Source organism: Pseudomonas sp. GL-B-12 (assembly GCF_019955895.1).
Classification (GTDB): domain Bacteria; phylum Pseudomonadota; class Gammaproteobacteria; order Pseudomonadales; family Pseudomonadaceae; genus Aquipseudomonas.
The window spans coordinates 77,263-89,529 of sequence record NZ_JAHBCX010000077.1; the positions used below are offsets into that span (position 1 = coordinate 77,263).

A 12,267-nucleotide genomic window follows, 5' to 3' on the forward strand; every position below is an offset into this window, starting at 1 on the left:
AGTCCATGAAATCCAGATGGGCATCGGCGCTGTTGTTACCTTTGTGGTTATCGGGTTGCGGCTCTCTGTTGCATAGTGAATATCGTCAACCGGCGGTGCAAACGCCGGCCTACTGGTTTGGCGACGCCTCGGATGGGCGAGCGCTGGCTGCGGGTGAGCGTTGGTGGGAGACGTTTGCCGACCCGCGTCTGAATGCACTTGTCGACGATGCGCTGGCGCGTAACAACGACCTTGCTGTCGCCGCTCTCAGAGTGCGCCGTGCGACGCTTCAGGCCGGACTGACCGGCACCAGCATCAGCCCTGATGTGAACGTTGGTCTGGGGGCCGACTGGAGCAAAAAACTGCACGCAGGCAACTCGAGTTCGCGTCGGTTCACCACTGACACGGCGATAAGTTACGAAGTCGACTTATGGGGACGGCTGGCCAGTACGCGTGATGCTGCTGAATGGGAAGCTCTGGCGACCGAGTATGACCGGCGAGCCAGTGCTTTGAGCCTGATCGGCACTACCGCCCGACTGTACTGGCGCATCGGGCTTTTCAACGAGCTGCTCAGCAGCGCCCGGGAGAGTATCCGCTACGCCGAGCAGACTCTACGGTTAGTGCAGTCCCAGCGCCTGGCGGGTGCGGCATCCCGCCTGGAAGAGGCCCAGGCCGAGCAGGTGCTGGCCACGCAACGCGCCGTACTGAGCGACTATCAGCAGCAGCTTGAAGCGGCGCGCAATGCCTTGGCGATTGTGTTTGATCGAGCGCCGGAACACCGGCTCTCCGAGCTTGAGCAATTGCCGGCGGCGACATTGGCAAACGTGCCGGCGGGGTTGCCGGCTCATTTGATTGATCGTCGTCCGGATCTGCAGGCGGCCGAATGGCGATTGCGCCAGGCACTGTCGAACTATGATGCAACGCGGGCAAGTTTCTATCCCGGCTTTACGCTTACCAGCAGTCTGACCACTGGAGGTAGTCGAGAGCTGCACAATTTACTGAGTGACCCTGCGGGCGTGTTGGGGGTTGGCGTGACGCTGCCTTTTTTGCAGTGGAACGTGCGCAAGTACACTGTCGGTATATCGAAGGTGGACTATGAAGCCGCGATCATCGGTTTCCGCCAAGGCGTCTATGTGGCGCTGTTCGAAGTCGAGGATGCCCTGTCGGCGCGGGAACAGTTTGCGAATCAGGGAGCGCTGCGCGAGCAAGCCCTGGCGGCAGCGGTCAAGGCTGAAGGGTTGGCCGAGATTCGCTACCGCAGTGGGCAGACGGGGATCAAGGAGTGGCTCGACCTGCAAGAGACTCGTCGCTCGGCGCAAATTACTCTGGCGCAAAACCGCTTTGACCGATTGCAGGCGCAAATGGGCTTGTACCTCGCGTTGGGGGGCGGCTTCGGCCACTAAATTTTATTCCGGTATTAACGTCAAGTTATTGGGATGATGGTTTTGCAATTAAGGAAGATTGTGTTCGGGGTTTGGTTTTAGTTGGTTTCGTTTGATTGATATGGCCCGGTGTTTTTATGCAATTTAGGTTGTAGGGGTTTGTTTGTGTGTAAGTGTTGTTTTTTATTGTTTAATTAATCGATAGTGGATGGTTGCTAGCCAATTGATGTTGTTTTTGGTTGGGTTGGGGCGTAAGGTGGGCGCTCTTTCATTAGGGGTGAAATGATAGCTCGGCTTTTTGTCGATAGAGCTTTTGATGTGGGTGTGACATTTGTATTGATGCCTGACTTCAACGTTGCCGGCCAAGTGCCGAAGTGTTGAGTTGGTACTCTGTCTACGCATGTTTGAGGGCTTGTCGTACGAGGGGAGGGCTATGGTCGATCGAGTTAATAGCGGCGGCTTTCGTCTTTGATGAATTGACGGGTACTGAATCGCAGTGCTCTTGCTAAAGTATCTAATTCAATGAGTGATTGGGTGCGAAGTGCCAACTTGCTGATTGAGGGGGGGACGTTCTTTTTGAAATGGAGGTCGTTATGTCACTGCGTATGGGTTTGGGTCTTACTTTGGCTGCAAGTTTGCTGGTTGGCGCTGTTGCTGTTCAGGCTAAACCAGCCGCCTGGTGGAAGTACCAATCGGCTTCGACCGGTCGCTTTATGTGCAGTAATGTTCCGCAAGCGCCGGGCTGGATTCGCTTCTCCGGTCCTTACAATAATGGCGGTTGCCGTTAAGTCGTACGGTACGACTAAGTAAGTAAAAAAGGCCTCTTCTCCTGGAAGGGGCTTTTTTATGGTTCTTCACGGAATCCCGGGAAACACAGAAACAAGAACGCCGATTTGATTGATGATGTTCGTGCGAGCAAACACATCTAACAAACCGGCGTTCTTATGCGCGATATTAATACTTTCCTTCCTTTTTGGGAGGGATTTTCTGTCGTCACCATCAAGCCCGATGGCGATGCTCTACAGATCGACCTGACGCCCCACGCCACCCGGTTTCCTTCCTGTGGCGGCTGCCAACAACCTTGTTCAACCACGCATGAGTACTGCCAGCGAGTCATTCGTGATTTGCCCATTCTCGGCCGAGCAGTGCGCCTCAGCGTGTTGCTCCGACGTGTCGGTTGTCGCGACTGTGGCAAACGCATGGAAGCCGTCAGTTGGCTGGATCGCTATGCCCGCATGACGCGCCGCCTGGCCGAGGCGGTCATTCAAGCCTGCGAACGCCTGCCCACAAAACACGTGGCTCAACTGTTCGGGCTGCATTGGGACAGCGTGCGGTTGCTGGAGCGTCGAGCCTTGCAAGCGGCGTTGAGTGTTTTGCCAAAGGCGCAGCCACGGCGCTTGGTAATGGATGAATTCGCGCTGTTCAAAGGTCATCGTTACGCCAGCGTCGTGCTGGACGCCGATACCCGGCGAGTGCTGTGGATTGGCGAAGGTCGCAGCCGTGCGGCGATCAGGCCATTCTTCGAGGAGCTGGGGCCAGAGGGTTGCGCTCGCATCGAAGCGGTGGCGATGGACATGAACACCGCCTTTGACCTGGAGGTTCGTCAGCACTGCCCAAAAGCGCGCGTGGTCTACGACCTCTTCCATGTGGTGGCCAAATATGGCCGAGAGGTGATTGATCGAGTCCGCGTCGACGAAGCGAATCGGCTACGTCATGACAAGCCTGCCCGAAAGGTCATCAAGCAGGCGCGATGGCTGTTGCTGCGCAACCCGCAGAACCTGAAAACGCCGGAGCAACAGGTCCGTTTGGAGGATCTGCTGGCGGCCAACCAAGCGTTGATGACGGTCTATTTGATGAAGGCTGAACTCAAAACGCTTTGGGCACCGAGCACCGCCTGGGGCTGGCGATCAGCCTGGCAGCAATGGCTGCGCCTTGCGCATGAAAGCGACATACCGCCTCTGATCCAGTTTGCCAAACGACTGAAGGGTTACTGGCGGGGCATCGTCAGCCGTGTTCGCTGGCCGATGCATACGGGCCAGTTGGAAGGCATCAACAATCGAATAAAGGTCATCAAACGGATGGCGTACGGTTACCGGGACAGCGAATTCTTTTTCATGAAGATCAAGAGCGTCTTTCCCGGTAATCCGTGAAGAACCATTTTTATACGTGACAGAAAAACAAAAGAAAAACCCCCGGCAAACCAGAAGTCTGTCGGGGGTTTTTCGTTCAGGCGTCTCGCAACGCCTGAGTCAGCTCAGCTTACTGGCAAGCTTCGCAATCCGGCTCGTCGATGGCGCAAGCCTTCGGAACTGGAGCAGGACCGGCAGGCGCTGCCAGGACCGAGTCGTCACCGTGGTTGCCGCCGCTGGAAACAGCGTTCAGCTTGCCGGTGTTGATGGTCGACTTCTCGGTGCTGGTCGCAGCCAGGGCACGGAGGTAGTAAGTGGTTTTCAGGCCACGGTACCAGGCCATGCGGTAGGTCACGTCCAGCTTCTTGCCCGAAGCGCCGGCGATGTACAGGTTCAGCGACTGAGCCTGGTCGATCCACTTCTGACGACGGCTTGCCGCGTCGACGATCCACTTGGTGTCAACTTCGAAGGCGGTCGCATAGAGCTCTTTGAGTTCTTGCGGGATGCGCTCGATCTGCTGCACCGAACCGTCGTAGTACTTCAGGTCGTTGATCATGACCGAGTCCCACAGACCGCGAGCCTTCAGGTCGCGAACCAGGTACGGGTTGATCACGGTGAATTCGCCCGACAGGTTCGATTTCACATACAGGTTCTGGTAGGTCGGTTCGATCGACTGCGAGACGCCGGTGATGTTGGCGATGGTCGCGGTCGGTGCGATGGCCATGATGTTCGAGTTACGGATGCCTTTCTGTACACGGGCGCGAACCGGTGCCCAGTCCAGGGATTCGTTCAGGTCGACATCGATGTACTTCTGGCCACGGGACTCGATCAGGATCTGTTGCGAATCCAGCGGCAGGATGCCTTTGGACCACAGCGAACCCTGGAAGGTCTCGTAGGCGCCGCGCTCGTCGGCCAGGTCGCAGGAAGCCTGGATCGCGTAGTAGCTGACCGCTTCCATCGACTTGTCGGCGAACTCGACGGCAGCGTCGGAACCGTAAGGGATATGCTGCAGGTACAGCGAGTCCTGGAAGCCCATGATGCCCAGGCCGACCGGACGGTGCTTGAAGTTGGAGTTCTTCGCTTGCGGCACCGAGTAGTAGTTGATGTCGATCACGTTATCGAGCATGCGCACGGCGGTGTTCACGGTGCGTTGCAGCTTGGCGGTGTCCAGCTTGCCGTCGACGATGTGGTTCGGCAGGTTGATCGAGCCCAGGTTGCAAACGGCGATCTCGTCCTTGTTGGTGTTCAAGGTGATCTCGGTGCACAGGTTCGAACTGTGGACCACGCCCACGTGCTGCTGCGGGCTGCGCAGGTTGCACGGGTCCTTGAAGGTCAACCATGGGTGGCCGGTTTCGAACAGCATGGACAGCATCTTGCGCCACAGGTCTTTGGCCTGGATGGTCTTGAACAGCTTGACCTTGCCCGGGTACTCGGTCAGGGCTTCGTAGTACTCGTAGCGCTCTTCGAAGGCCTTGCCGGTCAGGTCGTGCAGGTCCGGTACTTCGGACGGCGAGAACAGGGTCCACTTGCCGTCATCGAAGACGCGCTTCATGAACAGGTCAGGGATCCAGTTGGCGGTGTTCATGTCGTGGGTACGACGACGGTCATCACCGGTGTTCTTGCGCAGTTCGATGAACTCTTCGATGTCCATGTGCCAGGTTTCCAGGTAGGCACACACAGCGCCTTTGCGCTTGCCACCCTGGTTAACGGCTACAGCGGTGTCGTTCACTACTTTCAGGAACGGCACGACGCCCTGAGATTTGCCGTTGGTGCCCTTGATGTACGAACCCAGCGCACGAACCGGCGTCCAGTCGTTGCCCAGGCCACCAGCGAATTTCGACAGCATGGCGTTGTCGTGGATCGCGTGGTAGATGCCCGACAGGTCATCCGGCACGGTGGTCAGGTAGCAGCTCGACAGCTGTGGACGCAGGGTACCGGCGTTGAACAGGGTCGGGGTCGAAGCCATGTAGTCGAAGGACGACAGCAGGTTGTAGAACTCGATCGCGCGGTCTTCTTTGTGCTTCTCTTCGATCGCCAGGCCCATGGCCACGCGCATGAAGAAGATCTGCGGCAGTTCGAAACGCACGCCATCCTTGTGGATGAAGTAACGGTCGTACAGGGTTTGCAGGCCCAGGTAGGTGAATTGCTGGTCGCGCTCGTGGTTGATCGCCTTGCCCAGTTTTTCCAGGTCGAAGGTGGCCAGCACAGGGTTCAGCAGTTCGAACTCGATACCTTTGGCGATGTAGGCCGGCAGTGCCTTGGCGTACAGGTCGGCCATTTCGTGGTGAGTGGCGCTCTCGGCCACACCGAGGAAGCCCAGGCCTTCGCCGCGCAGGGTGTCCATCAGCAGGCGTGCGGTCACGAACGAGTAGTTCGGCTCGCGTTCAACCAGGGTACGGGCGGTCATCACCAGGGCGGTGTTGACGTCGTTCAGGGCCACGCCGTCGTACAGGTTCTTCAGGGTTTCGCGCTGGATCAGGTCGCCGTCGACTTCTTCCAGGCCTTCGCACGCTTCGGTGACGATGGTGTTCAGGCGGCCCATGTCCAGCGGCGCCAGGCTGCCATCGGCACGGGTGATGCGGATCGACGGGTGAGCGTTGACCGCTTCCTCGGCCGGTGCGTGGGCAGCGCGTTCTTTCGAACGACCGTCACGGTAGATCACGTAGTCGCGAGCCACTTTCTGCTCGCCGGCACGCATCAGGGCCAGTTCGACCTGGTCCTGGATTTCTTCGATGTGGATGGTGCCGCCCGATGGCATGCGACGCTTGAAGGTCGCGGTGACCTGTTCGGTCAGGCGGGCAACGGTGTCGTGGATTCGCGACGAGGCAGCAGCGGTGCCGCCTTCAACTGCGAGGAACGCTTTGGTGATGGCGACGGTGATTTTGTCATCGGTGTAGGGAACGACAGTGCCGTTACGCTTGATCACGCGCAGTTGGCCAGGCGCGGTGGCGGACAGATCCGAATTCGAATCAGCGGCCTGCGGCAAGGTGCCCTGCGGGTTCTCGCGAGTTGTGTCGGTTTGCATGGGGGAGTGTCTCCACATTCTCTATGTTTGTTTGGGCACCATCACGGTGCCCACCGTTCCGTCCTGAAGCACTACAACCGGCGAGCGCCGGGCATAACAACTTCGGGACAGTAGGAAGGGGGCTTTATCGAGCGCCGCTTCCATGCCGAAGTCTTTGGTCTCACGCCTTGGGCCTGAAACCTTGGTCCTTTGCAGGTGACAGTTGGGACTGCAACACCCGTACCGTTTTCACCACTCGGGGCCGAAACACAGTAGCCATCCGCACGCGCGGTTTGGTCTTTCAAAAATACGTATGGTTCAACCGGACAGAGGCAATAAAAGCGCTTGAAATTGGTGTCTGGTTTGTGTTTGGTTTTTTTGCGCAAAACCCTACATCTAGGGTTTTTTTAGCGCCGGGCTACAAGATAATGCGTTTTGGGGGGCGATTGCAACGTACTGCCTGTGGATAAACCTGTGCGTAAATTGTGTGTGAAAGAGGGAACCGGCGTGTAGGCCGCGACCTTGCTGGACCGGACCTTTTTTCAGCGATTTTCAACGATCGAAAACGGCCGGGCGGATTTTTAAGGGCGCGAACCCTATCACAAAAAACCCTGTTGTCCGAACGCATTTACCCGCTTGTGTTCTCGACGGGCGACGTTTATACAATCGGCCCAGCGTGTATACATTTTTATCCCCCCGAATCATTACAAAAAGACGGGTGGATCCTTCCTTATTGGTGTTTTTGGCAAGCAGAGGTCACCCGTGGAGCAAGAAGCCTGGCAGGTATTGATTGTGGAGGACGACCAGCGACTGGCCGAACTGACCCGCGATTACCTGGAAGCCAATGGCCTGCGTGTATCGATCGAAGGGGATGGTGCGCTCGCTGCGAATCGCATCATCAAGGAACAACCGGACCTGGTGATCCTCGACCTGATGCTCCCCGGTGAAGATGGCCTGAGCATTTGCCGCAAGGTCCGCGCCCGATATGACGGCCCGATCCTGATGCTCACCGCCCGCACCGATGATACTGACCAGATTCTCGGCCTGGACCTGGGTGCTGACGACTACGTTTGCAAACCGGTACGCCCGCGTCTGCTGCTGGCGCGCATCCAGGCGCTGCTGCGTCGCAGTGAAACACCCGAAGTCCCCCCGGAAAAACAGCGGCGCCTGCAGTTCGGCCCGCTGATCGTCGACAACGCCTTGCGCGAAGCCTGGTTGCAGGGCAACGGCATCGAGCTGACCAGCGCCGAATTCGACCTGCTCTGGCTATTGGTGGCCAATGCCGGGCGCATCCTCTCCCGGGAGGAGATCTTCACCGCGCTGCGGGGTATTGGCTATGACGGTCAGGACCGCTCCATCGATGTGCGCATCTCGCGCATCCGCCCGAAGATCGGCGATGACCCGGAGCATCCACGGCTGATCAAGACCGTGCGCAGCAAAGGCTATCTGTTCGTTCCCGAGGCTTGCGTAGACCAGTCCCTGTGAACTCGATCTTCCTGCGTATCTATGGCGGCATGTGCGCCGCGCTGATCCTGGTGGCGGTGCTCGGTGTGCTGGCGTTGCACCTGCTCAATGAGGTGCGCAGCGAGCAATACCGCGAGCGCCTGGCCCACGGCACGTTCTCGCTGATGGCCGACAACCTGCAACCGATGAACCAGACTGAGCGCCACCGGGCCTTGCTGGTGTGGGAGCGGCTGCTGGGGATTCCGCTGGCGCTGAAAACCTTTGCCGAGACCGACCTCGACCTGACCCAGCGCACCCGTGTGTTGCGCGGTCAGGCATTGGTGGAACAGACCGGGCCGCACGCGGCGAAGGTCTACAAGCTGGTCAGCGACAAGGAACAGTTGATGCTCACCGGGGAAGTGCAGCAGATCAGCGAGCAACTGGCCCGGGCGACCATCTACCTGTTGACCGATGAACTGGTGCGCACCCCGGTCGCCGACCAGCCCTTGCGCCTGGCGCAATTGAAGGAAAGCAAGGGCTTCGGCTTCGACCTGCGCCTGGTCACGGTTGACGAGGCGGACATGGACGAAGACCAGAGCCGCCGGGTGTCCGAGGGTGACACGGTGATGGCGCTGGGCAAGGGGGGCGATTCGATCCGGGTATTTGCCGGCATGGTCGGTACGCCGTGGGTCCTGGAAATCGGCCCGTTGTATCAGATGAATCCTTATCCACCAGAATGGCTGGTGCTGATCGCCGCGCTGGGCCTGACACTGATCGGTTTGATCGTCTATCTGCTGGTGCGTCAGCTCGAGCGACGCTTGCGTGGCCTGGAGGCCGCCGCCACGCGCATTGCCAAGGGCAGCCTGGAAACCCGCGTGCCGGCGCGCGGCGCGGACTCGGTGGGGCGGCTGGCCTCGGCGTTCAACGGTATGGCTGAACACTTGCAGCAGTTGCTGGCGATCCAGCGCGAATTGGTGCGCGCGGTGTCTCACGAATTGCGCACGCCGGTGGCACGCCTGCGCTTTGGCCTGGAGATGATCGGTTCGGCCACCACGCCGCAAGCCCTGGAAAAATACTGCCAGGGCATGGACCACGACATCGAGGACCTCGACCGGCTGGTGGACGAGATGCTGACCTACGCGCGGTTGGAGCAGGGCTCGCCGGCGCTGAACTTTCAGCGGATCGATCTGGATGCCTTGGTCGATCAGGTGATCGAAGAGCTGGCGCCGTTGCGTGCCGATGTCACGGTGCAACGGGGCTTGTGTCTGTCGGCTGCCGATAACGACGACGCCTGGGTCGAGGCCGAGCCGCGCTACCTGCACCGGGCGATCCAGAACCTGGTGAGCAATGCCATGCGCCATGCGCAATCACGTGTGACCATCAGCTATCAGGTGGGGCAGCAGCGATGCCGGGTGGATATCGAAGATGACGGGCCGGGGGTGCCGGAGTCAGCGTGGGAGAAGATCTTTACGCCGTTCCTGCGTCTCGACGACAGCCGTACCCGCGCGTCTGGAGGCCATGGGTTAGGCCTGTCCATTGTGCGACGCATCATCCATTGGCATGACGGGCGCGCGTTGATCGGCAAGAGCAAGAGCCTGGGCGGGGCGTGCTTCAGCCTGAGCTGGCCGCGCAATCAGGAGAAGCGTTGAGCTCTCGTGTTGTCTGATATGGCCCCATCGCGAGCAGGCCTGACAGGCGCCAAAGACTTCAGGCCTTGATGCTGACCAGACTCAACAACTGCCCATCCTTGACCCCGAACTGCGCATCCAGCTCGGTGCCATTGCGCCATTCGCTGGACAGATCAGTGAGCAATCGCAACCGCACCTCACCCGACTCACTCCACTCCAGCACTTCGGCATGTTCGAAATAAAAGCGTTGCTGAACGATCGGATAGAGCGCCTTGAACAGGCTTTCCTTGACCGAGAAAGTCAGGGTGACCAGCAACGCCCTTTGATCGTGATCACCGGCCGCCATGCGCTGTAGCTCCGGCGGATTGAGGATTTCCCCGGCCAGGCGTTCGGCCCGTTCGGCATTGAGCAGGTTTTCCAGGTCCATGCCCAGGCCGCGCCAATGACTTTTGTTCGCCACGATCGCCGCGGCCCGGCCAGTGCTGTGGGTGATCGAGCCTGCGATATGAGCAGGCCAGACCGGTGCCCGGTCTTCACCGATGGCCGGAATGAAGCTCAAGCCTTCCAGTCGCTGTAGCGCGGCCCGGGCACACACCCGCCCGGCGAGAAACTCCGCCTGCCGTTTGGCGACAGAGCGCTGAATGCTCGCCGGCGCTTCGACAGCGCTGCGCTGAAAGTCATCGCTGGCCAGTCGGGCGCTATCGAAGTGAGTACTCAGCAGGACCGTATCGGGCAGCACAAACGGCAGCGGCCAATGGTCATCGAGGGGCGTGCAGCAGACGGGCAGGACGGGGGTTGAATTCATATCAGGCATTTTGCCGGGTTGGCTTGAGGCTGGGTAGTGGCAGATGGCTTTTGTGGCGAGGGAGCTTGCTGTGGCGAGGGGGCTTGTCGGAATGCCGCACCACCCCGTTGGGTGGCGGAGCCACCCCAAAACCTGCAACCGAGATTTGTCAGACATACGGTGTTTACCGAATTTACGACTGCTTCGCAGCCGAGCGGGACGGTGCGGCGATCCGACAAGCTCCCTCGCCACAGGGAGCTGTGCTTTTCCTCAATAGTTGAGTGTCAGCTGAAGATCTTCTTGAAAAACGCCTGCATGTCCGCCCAGGATTTTTCATCCGCGGCCTAGTTGTAGCCAATGTCCGGTCCGCCATGGTCGCCATGGCCCAGTCGATCGGCATCCGGGTTGGTGAAGCCGTGCCTGGCGCCGTCGAGGCTGACGAATTGGTAGTCGTCGCCGGCCTTGTCCATCTCACTCTTGAACGCCGTGATGTTTTCCGGGGTGACGATGCTGTCCAGCGCCCCGTGTTCCACAAGGATCTTCGCCTTGACGCTGCCTGGCGTCGCCGGCGTATTGGTCGCCAGCGCTCCGTGGGAACTCACCACACTTGCCAATGGCACGCCCTGTCTTGCGGCATTGAGCACCACGGCGCCGCCAAAGCAGTAGCCGATGGCGGCAATTTTATGCGGGTCGGTCTGTGGTTGTTTTTTCAGCAGGTCGAGCCCGGCCTGAAACCTCGCGCTCGACACGGCACTGTCTTTCGCCACGGCTTGCATGAAGGCCATGGCGTCCTTGGGGTGCTCGGTATTTTTGCCATCGCCATACATGTCAATGGCCAGGGCGCTGTAGCCCAGGCCGGCGAGATCCCGGGCGCGACGCTTGGCGTAGTCGTTCAGGCCCCAGAACTCATGTACCACCAGGACCCCGGGGCGCGGGCCTTTGATGGCATCGTCATAAGCGTAATAGCCGATCATTTTCGTGCCATCGGCACTTTGGTAGGGGATTTCCCGGGTCTGGATGGCGGCCTGGCTGAGCCCGCTCAAGGCCAGCAGGAGGACGGCGAGGAACATGCGCATGGTCGGAACTCCTGTTGAAACGTGTCGAATGATTCGGGACGGGCCGGTTCAGCCCAGGTTCAGAGTGTGTTCAGGGGGAGTTCAGGGCGCGGTGCGTAACCTTGCCCCGTACCCAAAAAACAAACGGCACATGAGGAAACTCCCCAATGACTGGATTCAAAAAACTGCTTCTGGCATTCGCGGTTCTGGGCGCAAGCACCGCGGCTTTCGCGTCCGACGACAACTTCGCCAGCCTTACTCTTGGACAGACCAGCGACAAGGTCAAAAAATCCCACGCCTTGAACGATAACCTCAATCACCCGAACGCCGATGGCGTGATCGGCAAGGACACCACCTGGGGTGTTCGTCTGGGCCAGCAAAACACCAAGGGCCGCTACTACGCCACTTACGACAATGTGTCGGGCTCGCACAACGGCATTAAACTGCGTCAGGAAAACCTCCTGGGCAGCTACGATCTGTTTTACCCGGTGGGCGGCAGCACCAGGCTGTTTGGTGGCGCCACGGCCGGCCTGACCAAAATGACTCAGGAGTCGCCAGGCTTCAGCCGCGACAGCGATATCGGCTACGCCATCGGTGGCCAGGTGGGGGTGCTGCAACAGGTTTCGCAGAACACCTCGGTTGAACTGGGTTACCGTTACCTGCGCAGCAACGCCAGCACCGAGATGAGTGAGCGCGGCGGCAGCAAGCAGGGGTCACTGGACCTGACCAGCAGCGCCCAGACTTACCTGTCCGCCAACTACGCTTTCTGACAAGCGTTTCGTGAACGGCCTGCGCCGGATCAGCCCGAGTGACTGATCCGGCGTTGCCATGTTAGCTATTGAGGTGCGACGTTGTGCCTCTGG

The 12,267-nt window shown here is 59.3% G+C and carries 9 protein-coding genes; 6 read left to right on the forward strand and 3 right to left on the reverse strand.

Going from position 1 to position 12,267, the window contains the following annotated elements:
• Nucleotides 1–5: 5 nt before the first annotated feature.
• The 3 genes from KGA85_RS28900 (at nt 6) to KGA85_RS28910 (ending at nt 3,511) form a co-directional block, all read left to right on the forward strand.
• Nucleotides 6–1,382 (forward strand): efflux transporter outer membrane subunit, encoded by a 1,377-nt coding sequence (locus KGA85_RS28900; RefSeq protein ID WP_223456086.1) that lies wholly within the window; start codon nt 6–8, stop codon nt 1,380–1,382.
• Between the two features lie 572 nt (nt 1,383–1,954).
• Nucleotides 1,955–2,149, forward strand: a complete 195-nt coding sequence (locus KGA85_RS28905; RefSeq protein ID WP_223456087.1) for a hypothetical protein — start codon at nt 1,955–1,957, stop codon at nt 2,147–2,149.
• 156 nt (nt 2,150–2,305) lie between these two features.
• Nucleotides 2,306–3,511, forward strand: coding sequence for an ISL3 family transposase (locus tag KGA85_RS28910; RefSeq protein WP_223456088.1), 1,206 nt, complete (start codon nt 2,306–2,308; stop codon nt 3,509–3,511).
• A 109-nt stretch (nt 3,512–3,620) separates the two neighbouring features.
• Here the strand turns inward: KGA85_RS28910 and KGA85_RS28915 are convergent, their stop codons facing one another.
• On the reverse strand, nt 3,621–6,515 hold the full coding sequence (locus tag KGA85_RS28915; protein WP_223456089.1) for a ribonucleoside-diphosphate reductase subunit alpha: 2,895 nt from the start codon (nt 6,513–6,515) through the stop codon (nt 3,621–3,623).
• A 741-nt stretch (nt 6,516–7,256) separates the two neighbouring features.
• On the opposite strand from KGA85_RS28915, the gene KGA85_RS28920 reads away from it, so the two are divergent.
• Both KGA85_RS28920 and KGA85_RS28925 read left to right on the forward strand, forming a co-directional pair.
• Nucleotides 7,257–7,979, forward strand: a complete 723-nt coding sequence (locus KGA85_RS28920; RefSeq protein WP_223456090.1) for a winged helix-turn-helix domain-containing protein — start codon at nt 7,257–7,259, stop codon at nt 7,977–7,979.
• A complete protein-coding gene (locus KGA85_RS28925) occupies nt 7,976–9,586 on the forward strand; it encodes an ATP-binding protein (protein ID WP_223456091.1) in 1,611 nt (536 codons plus the stop codon). Before KGA85_RS28920 ends, KGA85_RS28925 begins: the two co-directional genes overlap by 4 nt.
• A 58-nt stretch (nt 9,587–9,644) precedes the next feature.
• On the opposite strand, the gene KGA85_RS28930 is transcribed toward KGA85_RS28925, so the two are convergent.
• Both KGA85_RS28930 and KGA85_RS28935 read right to left on the reverse strand, forming a co-directional pair.
• A complete protein-coding gene (locus tag KGA85_RS28930) occupies nt 9,645–10,370 on the reverse strand; it encodes a 4'-phosphopantetheinyl transferase (protein WP_223456092.1) in 726 nt (241 codons plus the stop codon).
• A 323-nt stretch (nt 10,371–10,693) separates the two neighbouring features.
• Nucleotides 10,694–11,425, reverse strand: coding sequence for a dienelactone hydrolase family protein (locus KGA85_RS28935; RefSeq protein WP_223543573.1), 732 nt, complete (start codon nt 11,423–11,425; stop codon nt 10,694–10,696).
• A 146-nt stretch (nt 11,426–11,571) separates the two neighbouring features.
• Between KGA85_RS28935 and KGA85_RS28940 the strand changes: the two genes are divergently transcribed.
• A complete protein-coding gene (locus tag KGA85_RS28940) occupies nt 11,572–12,174 on the forward strand; it encodes a porin family protein (protein WP_223456094.1) in 603 nt (200 codons plus the stop codon).
• Nucleotides 12,175–12,267: the final 93 nt, after the last annotated feature.